At 69.1% G+C, this 14,160-nt stretch carries 17 protein-coding genes and 1 riboswitch; of the genes, 10 read left to right on the forward strand and 7 right to left on the reverse strand.

Features of this window, described 5'->3' with window-relative positions:
* Positions 1–4: 4 nt before the first annotated feature.
* Positions 5–137: riboswitch (SAM riboswitch) on the reverse strand.
* Positions 138–249: 112 nt separating this feature from the next.
* Positions 250–1,227 carry a DNA polymerase III subunit delta gene (holA, locus tag A3CU_RS0136980; RefSeq protein ID WP_027946476.1) on the forward strand — a complete coding sequence of 326 codons (978 nt, stop codon included), beginning with the start codon at positions 250–252 and terminating at the stop codon, positions 1,225–1,227.
* A gap of 54 nt (positions 1,228–1,281) precedes the next feature.
* On the opposite strand, the gene rpsT is transcribed toward holA, so the two are convergent.
* Positions 1,282–1,542, reverse strand: coding sequence for a 30S ribosomal protein S20 (gene rpsT / locus A3CU_RS0136985; protein WP_027946477.1), 261 nt, complete (start codon positions 1,540–1,542; stop codon positions 1,282–1,284).
* A 298-nt stretch (positions 1,543–1,840) separates the two neighbouring features.
* Here rpsT and A3CU_RS0136990 point away from each other — a divergent pair, with 298 nt between their 5' ends.
* Together A3CU_RS0136990 and A3CU_RS0136995 are read left to right on the forward strand one after the other, a co-directional pair.
* Positions 1,841–2,707 (forward strand): DMT family transporter, encoded by an 867-nt coding sequence (locus A3CU_RS0136990; RefSeq protein WP_027946478.1) that lies wholly within the window; start codon positions 1,841–1,843, stop codon positions 2,705–2,707.
* 19 nt (positions 2,708–2,726) lie between these two features.
* Positions 2,727–3,116 carry a VOC family protein gene (locus A3CU_RS0136995; protein WP_027946479.1) on the forward strand — a complete coding sequence of 130 codons (390 nt, stop codon included), beginning with the start codon at positions 2,727–2,729 and terminating at the stop codon, positions 3,114–3,116.
* On the opposite strand, the gene A3CU_RS0137000 is transcribed toward A3CU_RS0136995, so the two are convergent.
* Positions 3,105–3,554: a class I SAM-dependent methyltransferase gene (locus A3CU_RS0137000; protein ID WP_027946480.1), complete on the reverse strand. Its 450-nt coding sequence runs from the start codon at positions 3,552–3,554 to the stop codon at positions 3,105–3,107. The two genes, A3CU_RS0136995 and A3CU_RS0137000, sit on opposite strands and share 12 nt — an antisense overlap.
* Positions 3,555–3,629: 75 nt before the next feature.
* Between A3CU_RS0137000 and lepA the strand changes: the two genes are divergently transcribed.
* The 3 genes from lepA to A3CU_RS0137015 all read left to right on the forward strand — a co-directional run bounded on the left by lepA (position 3,630) and on the right by A3CU_RS0137015 (position 6,924).
* The gene (gene lepA / locus A3CU_RS0137005) at positions 3,630–5,504 is read left to right on the forward strand and encodes a translation elongation factor 4 (RefSeq protein ID WP_052372804.1); all 1,875 of its coding nucleotides are present in this window, start codon (positions 3,630–3,632) and stop codon (positions 5,502–5,504) included.
* 120 nt (positions 5,505–5,624) lie between these two features.
* Positions 5,625–6,194 (forward strand): Uma2 family endonuclease, encoded by a 570-nt coding sequence (locus A3CU_RS0137010; protein ID WP_156960738.1) that lies wholly within the window; start codon positions 5,625–5,627, stop codon positions 6,192–6,194.
* 142 nt (positions 6,195–6,336) lie between these two features.
* Positions 6,337–6,924 (forward strand): Uma2 family endonuclease, encoded by a 588-nt coding sequence (locus tag A3CU_RS0137015; RefSeq protein WP_027946483.1) that lies wholly within the window; start codon positions 6,337–6,339, stop codon positions 6,922–6,924.
* A 9-nt stretch (positions 6,925–6,933) separates the two neighbouring features.
* On the opposite strand, the gene A3CU_RS0137020 is transcribed toward A3CU_RS0137015, so the two are convergent.
* Positions 6,934–7,377, reverse strand: coding sequence for a pyridoxamine 5'-phosphate oxidase family protein (locus tag A3CU_RS0137020; protein ID WP_027946484.1), 444 nt, complete (start codon positions 7,375–7,377; stop codon positions 6,934–6,936).
* A gap of 225 nt (positions 7,378–7,602) precedes the next feature.
* Here A3CU_RS0137020 and A3CU_RS0137025 point away from each other — a divergent pair, with 225 nt between their 5' ends.
* A complete protein-coding gene (locus tag A3CU_RS0137025) occupies positions 7,603–8,655 on the forward strand; it encodes an NAD(P)H-dependent flavin oxidoreductase (protein ID WP_027946485.1) in 1,053 nt (350 codons plus the stop codon).
* 7 nt (positions 8,656–8,662) lie between these two features.
* Here A3CU_RS0137025 and A3CU_RS0137030 read toward each other — a convergent pair whose 3' ends face one another.
* Together A3CU_RS0137030 and A3CU_RS0137035 are read right to left on the reverse strand one after the other, a co-directional pair.
* On the reverse strand, positions 8,663–9,634 hold the full coding sequence (locus A3CU_RS0137030; protein ID WP_027946486.1) for an alpha/beta hydrolase: 972 nt from the start codon (positions 9,632–9,634) through the stop codon (positions 8,663–8,665).
* A 114-nt stretch (positions 9,635–9,748) separates the two neighbouring features.
* Entirely contained in the window at positions 9,749–10,714 is a 966-nt protein-coding gene (locus A3CU_RS0137035; RefSeq protein ID WP_027946487.1) for a quinone oxidoreductase family protein, read from the reverse strand.
* Between the two features lie 99 nt (positions 10,715–10,813).
* Between A3CU_RS0137035 and A3CU_RS0137040 the strand changes: the two genes are divergently transcribed.
* The 3 genes from A3CU_RS0137040 to A3CU_RS0137050 are packed head-to-tail and all read left to right on the forward strand — an operon-like array spanning position 10,814 to position 11,770.
* The gene (locus tag A3CU_RS0137040) at positions 10,814–11,011 is read left to right on the forward strand and encodes a hypothetical protein (protein WP_027946488.1); all 198 of its coding nucleotides are present in this window, start codon (positions 10,814–10,816) and stop codon (positions 11,009–11,011) included.
* Positions 11,008–11,400, forward strand: a complete 393-nt coding sequence (locus A3CU_RS0137045; protein ID WP_043843749.1) for a guanyl-specific ribonuclease — start codon at positions 11,008–11,010, stop codon at positions 11,398–11,400. Before A3CU_RS0137040 ends, A3CU_RS0137045 begins: the two co-directional genes overlap by 4 nt.
* A gap of 7 nt (positions 11,401–11,407) precedes the next feature.
* Positions 11,408–11,770, forward strand: coding sequence for a barstar family protein (locus A3CU_RS0137050; RefSeq protein WP_027946490.1), 363 nt, complete (start codon positions 11,408–11,410; stop codon positions 11,768–11,770).
* An 86-nt stretch (positions 11,771–11,856) separates the two neighbouring features.
* Here A3CU_RS0137050 and A3CU_RS0137055 read toward each other — a convergent pair whose 3' ends face one another.
* Entirely contained in the window at positions 11,857–12,630 is a 774-nt protein-coding gene (locus A3CU_RS0137055) for an enoyl-CoA hydratase family protein (protein WP_027946491.1), read from the reverse strand.
* Between the two features lie 748 nt (positions 12,631–13,378).
* Complete coding sequence (locus tag A3CU_RS0137060) at positions 13,379–14,125, reverse strand: sirohydrochlorin chelatase (RefSeq protein ID WP_052372805.1); 747 nt, start codon at positions 14,123–14,125, stop codon at positions 13,379–13,381.
* Between the last annotated feature and the right edge of the window lie 35 nt (positions 14,126–14,160).

Raw genomic sequence — 14,160 nt, forward strand, 5'->3', positions numbered from 1 at the left:
CCTTTCCTCATCTGCCCCGCTGACGCGGGCCGGAATTGGCACCGTGGTCGTCAGCTACCTCGCGGAATCGAGATGACAGGCTGACGCCGGTTGCCGGGGCTTCTTCGGGCCGTTCCCTCTGCCCCTCTGGATGAGCGGTATTCGGTTGTCGACGCTCACGTCGCGCGATGCGTCCGTAACAACATACGACATCGCGTTGATGCCACGCTATGGCCATGGGGTCTTCGTCCACATGGCAGGATCGAAGGCGTGCCGGCCACCGCGACCACACCATCACTGCACCTGGTCCTCGGCGACGAAGAACTTCTCGTCGAGCGTGCTGTTCGTGCCGCTCTCGATGCGGTACGGCAGGTCGATCCCGCGGCCGAACTCACCCGCAGGAAAGTGTCGGAACTCACCGTTGGAGAGCTTTCTGAGCTGGTCAGCCCCTCGCTCTTCAGCGAGGGCCGGGTGATTGTGCTCGAGTCGGGCCAGGACATCGCCCAGGAACTGGCGGACGCCGTGCTCGACTACGCCCAGCGGCCCGAGGACGGGGTTGTGCTGGTCGTCGTGCACACCGGGGGCGGGCGCGGCAAGGCCGGCAAGGCGCTGCCGGCCGCGTTGCGCAAGGCCGGCGCCGAGATCACCGAGTGCGCCAAGATCACCAAGCCGGCGGAGCGCGAGGCGTTCGTCCGCAACGAGGTGCGCCGGGCCGGCGGCCGGATCGACCCGGCCGGGGTCGCCGCGCTGATCGACGCGGTCGGCTCGGACCTGCGGGAGCTGGCCTCGGCGGCCGCGCAGCTGGTGGCCGACTCCGGCGGCACGGTGGACCAGCAGGCGGTCCGCCGCTACCACCGTGGCCGCGCCGACGTCACCGGCTTCGCGGTGGCGGAGCGGGCGGTGGCCGGCGATCGCGCGGCGGCCCTGGAGTCGATGCGCTGGGCGATGCAGATCGGGGTGCCGCACGTGCTGGTCGCCGACGCGCTGGCCGACGCCGTGCGCACGATTGCGCGGGTGTCCGCGGCCGGGCGCGGCAACCCCAACCAGCTCGCCGGAGAGCTGGGCATGCCGCCGTGGAAGGTGCGCAAGGCCCAGGGGCAGGCACGTGGCTGGACCTCGGCCGGGCTGGCGGAGGCGATGGGGATCGTGGCGCGCGTCAACGCGGAGGTGAAGGGCGCCGCGGCGGACCCGTCCTACGCCCTCGAGCGTGCCGTGCTGGACCTGGTGTCGGTGCGGGAGAAGAACTGACGAACGTGGGCGGGTGAGCCGCTCACGGCCCACCCGCCCACGGACGGTTGCGTATCAGAGCTGGTTGGCTCGCTTGGCCATGGCCGACTTCTTGTTCGCGGCCTGGTTGGGGTGGATGACGCCCTTGCTGGCGGCCTTGTCCAGCTTCTTGGCGGCCTCACGCTGTAGCGCGATGGCCTTGTCCTTGTCGCCCGACTCGGCGGCCTCGCGGAACTTGCGGATCGCGGTCTTCACCGAGGACTTGACCGACTGGTTGCGCTGGCGCGCCTTCTCGTTGGTCTTGATGCGCTTGATCTGAGACTTGATGTTGGCCACGAGGGCGCTCCTTGATCTTGGTTGGGCTGCCGCGTTCGACTGGCCCCGGAAACCGGGTTTCCTCCCTGGCGGAATGCCACACGGCAACGAGCGACAAGAAGACTACCAGCGCCGGTATGATGATCCACGTAGTGCCTAGGGTTCCGCCGCCGTCCCGCTGGGATCGACAATCAGGGGTGGTGGGCCTGGTCCGAGCGGCACCGACCGGTGGGCCGGACGCCCGTCGGCACACCTGATGGGACAAAAGCCCCGAGGGCCCTGGTTCTTGCGTGCCCGCGCAAGGCCGGAAGGGCCTTCGATGAACGGCACCGCCCTCGCCCTCGTGCTCATCGCCGCCGTCGTGCACGCGGCGTGGAACCTGGCCGCCAAGCGTGTCCGTGACGGTGGCGCGAGTTTCGTCTTCCTCTACTACACGGCGAGCGCGGTCTGCTGCCTGCCCGTCGCGATCGTCACGCTGGTCGTCGAACCGGCACGTCCACAGTGGGCCTGGTTGCTCGCGGCCGTGCTCACGGCGGTCTTCCACGTCTGTTATGGCATCGTTCTGCAGCGCGGCTACGCGGTGGGCGACCTCTCGGTGGTCTACCCGGTCGCTCGCGGAAGCGGACCACTGCTGTCCGTGTTCGCCGCGGTGGTCGTGCTGGGCGAGCGGCCGGGGGTGCCGGGCCTGGCCGGTGCGCTCCTGGTCGTGGCGGGCGTGCTGCTCATCGGCACCGGTTCTCGCGATGGCCGCACCGACCCCCGCGCCCGCCGGGCGGGGTTCGCCTACGGTCTGCTCACCGGCGTCACCATCGCCGCGTACACGATCTGGGACGACTACTCGGTCACCGCCCTCGCCGTGCCCCCGCTGGTCTATTTCAGCACCGGGGCGCTGCTGCAGAGCCTGATCCTCACGCCGTCCGCGCTTCGCCGGGGCGACGTCGGCCGGCGGTGGCGGACATACCGGCGCGAAGTGCTGGTTGTCGGCGTCCTTTCGCCGGTGGCCTATCTGATGGTGCTCTACGCGATGCGACTGGCGCCGGTGAGCCTGGTCGCGCCCGCGCGCGAGGTCAGCATCGTGCTCGGTGGCATCGCCGCGTGGCTTGTCCTCGGCGAGGCCGATCCGCTGCGCCGGTTGACGGGCTCCGTTATCGTGCTGACCGGAATCGGCCTGATCGCGGTCGCCTGATCGAAGGGAGGAAGGTGCCGTGGAGGTCCTGAGCAGCCGGGTGCTCCTCCGGTCCCATGACCTGGCGAAAACCACCGCGTTCTACGCCGACGTCCTCGGCCTGGCGATCTACCGGACCTTCCCGGGCGGCACGGTGTTCTTTCTCGGTCAGGGGTTTCTCGAGGTCTCCGGCCAGGGTGAGCCGGACGCGGGCGGCAACGCCGGAATCTGGCTGCAGGTGCGGAACCTGGCGGCCACGCTGGCGGAACTGGCCGCCCGCGGGCTCACCCCTGACCGGCCGGCCCGGCGCGAACCGTGGGGCCTGGACGAGGCCTGGATCTCCGACCCGGACGGCACCCGGATCGTGCTCGTCGAGATCCCCGCGGATCATCCACTTCGGACGGACGTGCGGCCGCCGTCAGGGGCGTAGCGCGCGTAGCTGCGCGGCCAGGGGAGCCGCCGGTCCCGGGGGCGCCCACACCCAGGTCTGCAGATCGGTGAACCCGGCCGCGGCCGCCTCGGCGGCCAACTCGTGACGCGGCACCGGGAGCCGGTCTTCCGGCGCGGACAGCACGAGGCGCCCGCCCGGTTTCAGCACCCGGCGCAGCTCGGCGAACCCGGCCGCGCGGTCGGTCCAGGACTGCACGTCATTGACGCTGAGCACGACGTCGACCGACTCATCGTCCTGCCCGGTGTGCTCGGCGGATGCGGTGTGCTGCCCGAGCTCTGGCCGGTCGCCGATGACCAGGACGGCCTCGCCCGGGCGGATCCCGGCCGCGGCCAGGACGTGCCGATCGATCGCCGCGTTCGTGGGCGCCCGCACGAACGCGGTGATCCGCTCCAGCAGGCGGTCAAACGGAGTAGTCATAACTACAGGTCAGCACGCGGGCGATGGGACGGCATCGGGGATGACCCGGAAATCCCGCTTCCGGCTCATGGGAACATGGACACTGCCCCCTACGACGAGCCGAGGACCCGAGTGACCTTCGCCGACCAGACTTTCACGCCCCCGGAACTGATCCGGAACTTCTGCATCATCGCCCACATCGACCACGGCAAGTCCACCCTGGCCGACCGGATGCTGCAGCTCACCGGCGTGGTCGAGGAACGGGCCATGCGCGCCCAGTACCTCGACCGGATGGACATCGAGCGTGAGCGTGGGATCACGATCAAGGCGCAGAACGTGCGACTGCCCTGGCAGGTGGACGGCCAGGACCACGTGCTGCACCTGATCGACACGCCCGGACACGTGGACTTCACCTACGAGGTCTCCCGGGCGCTCGAAGCCTGTGAGGGTGCCATCCTGCTGGTCGACGCGGCACAGGGGATCGAGGCGCAGACCCTGGCGAACCTCTATCTCGCGCTGGAGAAGGACCTGCACATCATCCCGGTCCTGAACAAGATCGACCTGCCGGCCGCGGACCCCGACAAGTACGCCGCCGAACTCGCGCACATCCTTGGCTGCGATCCGGACGAGGTGCTGCGGGTTTCGGCGAAGACCGGACAGGGTGTCAGGGAACTGCTCGACGCGACGGTCCGCCAGGTACCGGCGCCGCAGGGTGACCCCGACGCCCCTGCCCGCGCGATGATCTTCGACTCGGTGTACGACACCTATCGCGGCGTGGTCACCTATATCCGGGTGGTGGACGGCCGGATCACCCCGCGCGAACGGATCCGCATGATGTCCACCGGCGCGACGCACGAGCTGCTCGAGGTCGGCATCATCTCGCCCGAGCCCAAGCCCAGCGCCGGCCTCGGGGTCGGCGAGGTCGGGTACCTGATCACGGGTGTGAAGGACGTGCGGCAGTCCCGGGTCGGCGACACCGTGACCAGCGAGAAGCGCGGCGCGACGGACCCGCTGGCGGGCTACCGCGACCCGAAGCCGATGGTCTACTCCGGCTTGTACCCGGTGGATGGGTCGGACTACCCCGAGCTGCGGGAGGCGCTGGAGAAGCTCCAGCTCAACGACGCCGCGCTGACCTTCGAGCCGGAGACGTCGGTGGCGCTGGGCTTCGGCTTCCGGTGCGGCTTCCTCGGCCTGCTCCACCTGGAGATCACCCGGGACCGGCTGGAGCGCGAATTCGGCCTCGACCTGATCTCGACCGCGCCGAACGTGGTGTACCGGGTGGTGCTGGAGGACGGCAGCGAACACATCGTCACCAACCCGTCGGACTGGCCGACCGGCTTCAAGATCGCCGAGGTGCACGAGCCGCTGTCGAAGGTGACGGTCATCGCGCCCGCGGAGTTCATCGGCGCGATCATGGAACTCTGCCAGAGCAAGCGCGGTCAGCTGCTGGGCATGGACTACCTGTCGGAGGACCGCGTCGAACTGCGCTATCACCTGCCGCTTGCGGAGATCATCTTCGACTTCTTCGACTCGTTGAAGTCCCGTACCCGTGGCTACGCGTCGCTGGACTACGAGGAGGCCGGCACCCAGGTCGCCGACCTGGTCAAGGTCGACATTCTGCTGCAGGGCGAGCCGGTGGACGCGTTTTCCGCGATCGTGCACAAGGACGCCGCCTATGGCTACGGCAACAAGATGGCCTCCCGCTTGCGTGAGCTCATTCCGCGACAGCAGTTCGAGGTGCCCATCCAGGCCGCCGTCGGCTCCCGCATCATCGCCCGGGAGACCATCCGGGCGATCCGCAAGGACGTGCTCGCCAAGTGCTACGGCGGTGACATCTCGCGGAAGCGGAAGCTGCTGGAGAAGCAGAAGGAAGGCAAGAAGCGGATGAAGACCGTCGGCCGGGTCGAAGTTCCGCAGGAGGCGTTCGTCGCGGCGCTGTCCACCGCGGAGCCGAAGGGCAAGGGCAAGTAGCCGCGGTTCGGCGGGCCGTTACGCGCTGTACCCCGTCGAACCGCGTTCCGCGATCGTTTCTGTCGGTGGGTGGTGGTTCACTGCTGGCGTCAGGAACATCGGGAGGGCAGCGTGACTCTTATGACGGCGACGGCAGGGTCGGCCCGGTCGGGTTCCTTCACGGTGCGTGATCTGGAGGGGATGCCCGATGACGGCCGGCGGTACGAGCTCATCGACGGAGAGCTCTTCGTGAGCCCTGCATCAGGTACCCGGCACCAAAGTGTCGCGTACCTGCTTTTCGGCGTCCTGCATGCCGCCTGTCCCGCGCATCTCAAGGTCCTGGGTGCGCCGTTCGCGGTGAAGCCGCATGGGCGGACGGAGTTGCAGCCGGATCTGCTCGTCGGGCGGCGCGCTGATTTCACCGACAAGCTGTTGCCGGTGGCTCCGTTACTGGCGGTGGAGGTGCTTTCGCGGAGCACCGCGAAGGTCGACCTCGAGGTGAAGAAGCGGGCGTACGAGCGGCTGGGGACGGAGTGCTACTGGGTGATCGACCCGGCGCATCCCTCGATGCTGGTTTACGAACTCGATGGGGAGGGTCGGTATGCCGAGGTCGCGAGGGTGGCGGAGGAGAAGCCGTTCTATGCCGAGCGGCCGTTCGACGTGCGGATCGTGCTGACGGACCTGGTGGACGAGTTCGGCCCCGGCTGGTAGATGGTCGACAGGATCGCGGCCCTGGTCGGAGGTGCCTGTTGAGCGGTCGGTGACGCGCTGTACTCCGTCAAACCGCGTTCCGCGACCGGTTCTGTCGGACGGTGCTGCTTAGCTGTGGCGTAACCACTGAATGGAGTGCACCATGACCGCTATGGCAGTAAGGGCGACCCCGTTTGCAGGAGACCCAGAGCAGCCGTTCACGGTGCGGGACCTGGAGGGGATGCCCGATGACGGCCGCCGGTACGAGCTCATTGATGGGATGCTCGTCGTGAGCCCCGCACCAGGACTACGGCACCAAGCGGTGGGCTATCAGCTTCACCATGTGCTTTATGAAGCGTGTCCAGATGACCTTTTCGTCGTCGGGGCGCCGTTCGGGGTGCACTTCCCGGATGACGAGAAGAACGAGTTGCAGCCGGATGTGCTGGTCGGCCGCTTCGACGACTTCACCGAAAGGGATCTGCCTGCCGCGCCCGTGCTCGCGGTAGAGGTGCTGTCGCCGAGCACGGCCATTCACGACGTGAACACCAAGAGGGCGGTCTACGAGCGCATGGGGGTGCCCAGCTACTGGGTGATCGATCCGGAGAAGCCGTCGATGCGCGTGTTCGAACTCGACGACGACGGCCGTTACCAGGTGATCGCGAAGATCGCGGACGACGAGCCGTTCGACGCGATCAAGCCGTTTCCCGTGCGGATCGTGCTGACGGACCTGCTGGGCAGGCTCGCCCGCTGAGCCGCGGGCTCAGCCGCGCCCGGCGATACGGGTGGCCTCGACGAAGACGGCGCACCGGCGTTCCGCGGCCATCACCCGGTCGTATTCGTCCCAGTCGTCGTGTGTACCAGTGGCGGCGATGAACACCTCGCGCAGGAGTTGCGGCAGTCCTCCGGCGTCGAAGCCGGGGTCCGGGTCGTCGGGGCCGATCAGCCGGACCGGGCCTTGCACGGAAACCCATTCCCACCCGCGACGAAAGGTGATCGTTGCGTTGTGATGCAGCCGAAGCAGTTCGAGCTTGCGGCTTCCGCCCACCGCCACGAAGCCGACCGAAGCGCGGCCGCTCACCGGATCGTCGATCGGCCCGGCGTTGACGACCGAGGTATGCACGGTGCCGTCCGGGCGCGCGACCGCGACGGTGGCCAGGCCGTGCTCGGCCGGGGCGAGCTTGTGCACCAGAGCCAGATCAGCCATGCCGGGACTCTAACCTAGAGGTTGTTGCTAAGTGGTTTGCGTGGCGGTGCGGGTGGCGGAACCTCAGACGTCTTCTCGCTCCGGGATCGCCTCCTCATGAATGTCCAATTCACCACGTCGGCGCTGTCCTCGCGAGAAGACGCCTGAGAACCCGCGGCGGCGCAAGCTGCGAGCCTCACCGCAAGCGGCTGACGCCGCTTAGGAATACAACCTAGGGTGGGCGTCATGTTCGAGAGCTTGCGCTTTCCGCTGCTGGTCGCGCCGATGGCGGGTGGTCCCTCGACTCCGGAACTCGTCGCCGCGGTGGTGGAGGCGGGCGGATCGGGCTTTCTCGCCGCCGGTTACCTCAAGGCCGGTGCGCTGGCCGAGCAGATCTCCAGGACGCGGCAGCTCACGGCGGGATCCTTTGGCGTTAACCTGTTCGTCCCCGGCGACCGGTCCACCGTGGACATCACCGGTTATGCCCGGCGTCTCGAAGACGAAGCTCGCCGGTACGGGGCCGAGCCGGGCGAGCCGCGCTGGGACGACGACGATTACCCGGCGAAGCTGGATCTCGTGGTGACAGAGCGGATTCCCCTGGTGTCCTTCACCTTCGGCCTGCCCGCCCCCGAGGACGTGGCGCGCCTGCATGAGGCCGGAAGCAGTGTGGTGGTGACCGTCACGACTCCCGGAGAGGCCGTGCGGGCGGCCCGCGCGGGCGCGGATGCCTTGTGCGTACAGGGTTTCGAGGCGGGCGCGCACCGCGGCCTGTGGGTTGAGGACCCGGCCGATCCCGCCGGGGGAGACACCTACGGGCTGCTGGCCCTGCTCCGGCTGGTCTCGTCCGAAGTAGACCTTCCGCTGATCGCGACCGGTGGTTTGGTGCACGGCGCCGACATCGCGGCGACGCTGGTCGCCGGGGCCGAGGCAGCGCAACTGGGTACCGCCTTTCTACGCGCGGACGAGGCCGGTACGCGGCCCGTGCACCGGCGTGCGCTCGCCGAGGCGGGGCGGTCCACGGAGTTCACCCGCGCGTTCAGCGGCCGCCCGGCCCGGGGCCTGGTCAACCGGTTCCTCACCGACCATTCCGCCGCGGCGCCCGCCGCCTACCCGCAGGTGCATCACCTCACCAGCCCGATCCGCGCGGCGGCGGCGAGGGCCGGTGACCCGGAGGGACTGAACCTGTGGGCGGGCCAGACGTATCGGGTCGCGCCGCACGGGCCGGCCGCGGAGATCTTCGCGAAGCTGCACGGCGAGGCCAGGGCCGCCTTCGACCAGGTTGCCCGGCGTTTCGCCTGAAGATGCGTTACCCTGCGGCCGCGTTCGGGATCGGCACCGGCTCGGCGCCATCCTGCTTCGACTGGCGGGTCACACCGGCCGCGAAGTAGGTGAGCATCTCGGCGACACCGGCCGGGTCGTCGAGCTGGGGGCAGTGTCCCCACTCGGAGCGGACCAGCAGCCGGCTGTGCGGCACCAGCGCGTGCAAACGCTCGCCGGAGGCCGGTGTGACCAGGCGGTCCTTACCGCACGCGACCACCAGCAATGGCGCGCGGATCTGGTCCAGGCCCTGGTATGCCTCGGCCAGCTCCTCGACCAGTTGGCGCGCCTGCTCCAGCCGGGTGGTCGCCGAGCGGTAGTCCGGGAAGAGGCTGGTGAACCGCCGCACCTGCTCGGCCGCGGCGCCCCCGTGGTCGGCGTAGAGCAGCCGCGGCACGACGTACTCGGCGATCGAACGGACCAGGAAGCCGGGGATCGGCAACGGGAGCGAGGCGGCCAGCCGCAGTGGCAGCGGGTACCGGCCGACGGTGCGGACCAGCCAGGAGTCGACGAACCCGGGCGCGGCGATGGACACCACGCCGGCGATCGGCAGCCGGGACGACTGCGCCACCCGCAGGCTCATCGTGCCGCCGAGTGAGTTCCCCGCGACGATGATCTTTCGGTACTGGCGCTGTTCCTTGAGGACTGCATCGACGAAGGCGTCCAGCTGCGGCAACATCGCGCCCGGGCGCAGCGGGTCCGCCTCGCCGAACCCGGGCAGGTCCACGGCGAGGACCGAGGTGCCCGTCGCGGCCAGCTCGGCCAGCGCCGGGCGCCACGTGTCGGCGCTGTCGCAATAGCCATGCAACAGGACGAGCCTGGTCGCCTGCCGGTCGCGTGGCCCTGCCTCGAGCACCCTGGTCCGGCTACCGGCAAAACTCCGGTAACCGACCCGCAGTGCTGCCGGATCGGTGTTTGGAGAGGCCGGCCTTGCCGTCGTCTCCCGCTCCATTGCGGTCATATACCCAGATTAGCGAGAAAATCTCGCCTTCCGTCCTTCCGTGCGTGATCACAAACCGGTGTCGCGTTGATCTCGACACGGTGTCTGTGCAGGTCGCAGGGGAGTGTAGGTTAGTCAGCGGGTAAAGACAATCTTTCCGGCGGTTGCTCCGCTGAGCATATTCGCGAACCCCTGGGCCGCCTCGGTCATCGGCAGTTCGTCACCGATCTGCGGCCTTATCCCGGTCAGTTCGACGTAGGACAGCAGGTCTGCCAGCTCGTCCCGCGTGCCCATGGTCGATCCGGCGACGCGCAGTTGCAGGAAGAACACGCGCTGCAACTCCGCGCTCGCGTCCTGCCCGCTCGTCGCGCCGGAAGTCACGACGATGCCACCCGGTTTGAGCGACTTGAGCGAGTGGGACCAGGTCGCCTTGCCGACGGTCTCGAAGACGGCGTCGACCCGCTCGGGCAGCCGCGCGCCCGTCTCGAACGTCTGATGCGCGCCCAGCCGCTCCGCGAGCGCCCGCTTCGGCTCGCTCCGGCCGGTCACCCACACCCGGAAGCCGGCGGCCCGGCCGAGCTGGACCAGCGCCGTGGACACCCCGCCCGACGCGCCCTGCACCAGCATCGTCTGACCGGGGCGCAGCCCGGACTTGACGAACAGCATTCGGTAGGCGGTCAGCCACGCTGTGCCCATGGTCGCGGCCTCGGCGAACGACATGCCGGCGGGTTTGGGCAGCACGTTGCGTGCCGGGACGACGACGTAGTCGGCGAAGGTGCCCTGATGTTTCTCCGTCAGCAGCGTGCGCTTCGGGTCGAGGGTGTCGTCGCCCACCCAGCCGGGCGCGTTGATCACCGAGTGCAGCACGACCTCGGTGCCGTCGTCCAGCACACCGGCCCCGTCGCAGCCGAGGATCATCGGGAACTGCTCGGGCTTGATGCCGACGCCCCGCAGCGTCCAGATGTCGTGCATGTTGAGGCTCGCGGCCCGGACGGCGACCCGGACCCAGCCGTCCGGCACGTCCGGCTCTTCTCGCTCGCCGACGACGAGCGAATCGAGTGGCTTGTCCTGGTTCGGTTCCTGTGCGTAGACGGCGAACATGGCTGCAAACTACCCCGATTCACAGGGGTCTGGGGTCTGGCCCTCCAGACGGGGTCCGGGGGTCGCACCCCCAGATGACACCGCGCGTAGGCTGTGAGCGTGTTCAACGGGCTGGCCAACTGGTGGGACAACGCGGAGCTGTGGCTCGCGCAGTTGTGGTTCCCGGCGCAGTTCGTGCTGGTCATCGCCGTGCTCGGGCCGCTGTGCCTGGGGGCGGCGTGGCTGATCGACCGGATCGTCGACCGGGTGGCGGCGTTGTTCCGCCCTGGCCGGGATGGGGACTGTTCGAGCCAGTGAAGCAATCGACGAGCAGGAGGCGCATCAGCGTCGCCCTGGCCGGGCTCATCGTGCTCGTCCTCGGCGGTTGGCTGATCAAGGACCTCGGTGGGGTCACCGAACCCGGCCTGCATACCGTGGCGCTGTCCACGCTGCCGCCCGAAGCCGGGCAGACCTACCGGCTGATCGAGGCCGGCGGCCCGTTCCGGTATCCGCAGGACGGAACCGTCTTCGAGAACCGGGAGAAACTGCTGCCACGGCAGCCCTCCGGTTATTACCATGAATACACCGTGCCAACACCGGGCAGTGCCGACCGGGGACCGAGACGGCTGATCGCCGGTGACGGGCGGGAGCTGTACTACACCGGCGATCACTACCAGACATTTGTCGCGGTCGACCCCACGAAGTAGAAGGCCCATGGAGCACACCGATTCGAAAGCCCTCGCGGAAGGCGCACGTGCCCGCGGCGCTCACGTTCATCTCGTGCACGGTCACCCCACGGACAAGATGTCCACAATGGAGGCCATCGCCGCGGCACTGTCCTTTCCCGACTATTTCGGCCGGAACCTCGACGCGCTGTACGACTGCCTGACCGACCTGTCCTGGCTGCCTGCCGGCGAGCATGTGCTGATCTGGGGCGGTGCGGAGCTGCTCAAGGCGGCCGATCCGAGGGCGTACCTGGCGATTCGCAGTGTGCTCTCGGACGCGGAGCGCGCGATGACCCCCGGTGGCGATCGCGTGGACAGCCGCCACCTCACGGTCGCGTTCTGCGACGACTAGAGACTGTTTCGAGCGGCCTGCCGCGGCGGTGCAAGCTGTCGCCCACCGCAAGCGGCTCCGCCGCTTCGAACACCATCTGACCCGGATTACTCGCTGGGCACCCAGTTCGGCCGGCGTTTCTGGGCGAACGCGGTGATGCCTTCCTGCCCCTCCGCGGAGGCGAAGAACCGGGCGGAAAGCGCATTCATCGCCTCGAAACCGGCGGACGGCGTGGGTGGTTTCGGGCTGACGAGCAGCTCCTTCGTGGCGGCGAGGGCCTGCGGTCCGCCGAGTGCGAGCGCGTTGACGTAGCGGTCGACCTCGGCGTCGAGCCGTTCCGCGTCTACGGCCGCGGTGATCAGGCCGATCTGGGCCGCGCGTTCGGCGTCGAAGACCTCGCCGGTGAGGAACAGCTCCTGGGCGGCGCGGGGCGCGATGCGGGGCAGCACGGTCAGCGAGATGATCGCCGGGACCACGCCGACCCGCACCTCCGAGAAGGCGAACGTGGCTTCGCGGGCGGCCACCACGATGTCCGCCGCCGCCACCATCCCGACCCCGCCGGCTCGTGCCGGTCCGGTGAGCCGGGCGACCACGGGCTTCGGGCTGGACCAGAGCTGGTGCAGGATTTCGGGAAATTCGTTGACGCCCTGGGCGGAGGCGTCGGCCCCGCGTGCCTCCTTGAGATCCATGCCCGAGCAGAACACCTTGCCGGTGTGCGTCAGCACGATCACCCGGACCGCTGCGTCGTCATGGGCCTTGACCAGCGAAGCGCGCAGCTCGCGCCTCAACTGGGCCGACAACGCGTTGCGGTTGTGCGGTGAGTCCAGCGTGATGGTCGCGGTACCACGCGCCACCGAGTAGTGCACAAGTTCGTCGCTCATGGACACCACCCTGCCATGGCTCGCGATCTTTTCGCGGGCGAGGCGCGTGGTCGGTTCCGGCGGACCAGGACCTGTATCGAAGCCGGTCGGGTGAGCTGGGCTGATCTCGGCGTTCTCGCCGGAACCCCGGACTCGCCACAAACCCGGAACTCACCTCCCCCGCCCCAGAACTCGCCCTCCCGAACCCAGAACTCGCCCACCTGAACCCAGAACTCGCCCTCCCCAGCCGGGGACACGCCAGCACCTGGCGTGTCCCCAGCTCAGGCGATTGAGTTCCTGCTTCAGGCACGCGAGTTCCCGGTGCAGCCGGGCGTGTCCCCGGTTCAGGCACGCAAGTTCCCGGTTCAGGCACCTGAGTTCTCGGTTCAGTCGGGCGTGTCCCCGGTCCGGGCACTCGAGTTCCGGTTTGGGAACAACAGGTACCGAAGGCCGGATTACCCCGGGCAACGTTGCGAGGCACGCCGCCAGGACCGTACCACCCCCGACGACGCGACGAACTCCTGTCCTGAACCGGGAACACAGCGGCCTGAAGCGGGGACACAGCGGCCTGAAGCAGGGACACAGCGGCCCGAAGCGGGGACACAGCCGCCTGAAGCGGGGACACAGCCGCCTGGAGCGGGGACTCAGCGGTCTGGAGAGGGGACACGGCGCGGTCGTCACCCGCTGCGACACACTCGCCATACGCTACGAAGCCACCATCCACCTTGCTGCGATCAACGAACAGGTCTGATCGACATTGATACAGGCCCTAAGCGGATTCGGCTCGCTGGTACGCGGTTTCCGTGTAGCGGCGCAGGACGAGAGCCGTGATCCGGGGATCCGGGGCCAGCGGCGCGGCGATCCGCGCGTCCGGCGCTTGCGCGGCGACCCGGTCGAGGAGGAAGCCGGGGGCCAGAAACCAGGAAGCGACCGCGATTTCACGGGCGCCACGGGCACGCAGCCGCGCGATGGCCGCCGGAATGTCGGGCCGCCCGGCGGCCGGCGTGCCGCCGACGAAGGCAGGAGCGGCGAGGAAACCGTGACGCGCCTGCCACCGGCGCGCCAGGCGGGCGACGGCGGCGTTGGCCGGGGCGTGCGAGGAGCCCACCGCGGCCACCACCACGCCGAGGCGCGGATCGGCCAGATCCGCGCCGGTCGCGGCGAGCCGGTCCAACGCCACGTTCGCCAGCGTCGTCGTAGTCCCGAGAACGTCCGAAACAGACACTCGAAGCCCGGCCGGCGCACGCGTCAGCAGCGCGGGCAGGTCGATGCGGGCGTGGTAGGCGCTTCCGAGCAGCAGCGGGACCACTACGGCTTCGCGATGTCCCTCGGCGGGAAGCGACCGCAGCACGTCGGCCAGCAGCGGGTGAGAAAGGTCGAGAAACGACACGCGGGCGCCGGGGATCTCGCCCACCAACGCGCGGATCGTCGCGGCGGACCGGCCGTCCCGGCTGCCGTGCGCCACTGTGACGAGAACGGGTTCCTGGCGGTACCGCGGGATCGGGCGCACGGTCAGTCCGCCCCGCTCGTGCCCGCTTCGACCGCCGCTGT

It is taken from the genome of Amycolatopsis taiwanensis DSM 45107 (assembly GCF_000519205.1).
GTDB classification, from domain to species: Bacteria; Actinomycetota; Actinomycetes; order Mycobacteriales; family Pseudonocardiaceae; genus Amycolatopsis_E; species Amycolatopsis_E taiwanensis.

Excerpts from the sequence above, each read along its gene's own strand:
- A3CU_RS0137055 (WP_027946491.1), bottom strand. The coding sequence starts at position 12,630 with ATGAGCGACGAACTTGTGCACTACTCGGTGGCGCGTGGTACCGCGACC.
- A3CU_RS0137000 (WP_027946480.1), bottom strand. The coding sequence starts at position 3,554 with ATGACTACTCCGTTTGACCGCCTGCTGGAGCGGATCACCGCGTTCGTG.
- A3CU_RS0137020 (WP_027946484.1), bottom strand. The coding sequence starts at position 7,377 with ATGGCTGATCTGGCTCTGGTGCACAAGCTCGCCCCGGCCGAGCACGGC.
- A3CU_RS0137025 (WP_027946485.1), top strand. The coding sequence starts at position 7,603 with ATGTTCGAGAGCTTGCGCTTTCCGCTGCTGGTCGCGCCGATGGCGGGT.
- A3CU_RS0137010 (WP_156960738.1), top strand. The coding sequence starts at position 5,625 with ATGACGGCGACGGCAGGGTCGGCCCGGTCGGGTTCCTTCACGGTGCGT.
- A3CU_RS0137015 (WP_027946483.1), top strand. The coding sequence starts at position 6,337 with ATGACCGCTATGGCAGTAAGGGCGACCCCGTTTGCAGGAGACCCAGAG.
- A3CU_RS0136990 (WP_027946478.1), top strand. The coding sequence starts at position 1,841 with ATGAACGGCACCGCCCTCGCCCTCGTGCTCATCGCCGCCGTCGTGCAC.
- lepA (WP_052372804.1), top strand. The coding sequence starts at position 3,630 with ATGGACACTGCCCCCTACGACGAGCCGAGGACCCGAGTGACCTTCGCC.
- A3CU_RS0137030 (WP_027946486.1), bottom strand. The coding sequence starts at position 9,634 with ATGACCGCAATGGAGCGGGAGACGACGGCAAGGCCGGCCTCTCCAAAC.
- A3CU_RS0137035 (WP_027946487.1), bottom strand. The coding sequence starts at position 10,714 with ATGTTCGCCGTCTACGCACAGGAACCGAACCAGGACAAGCCACTCGAT.
- A3CU_RS0137050 (WP_027946490.1), top strand. The coding sequence starts at position 11,408 with ATGGAGCACACCGATTCGAAAGCCCTCGCGGAAGGCGCACGTGCCCGC.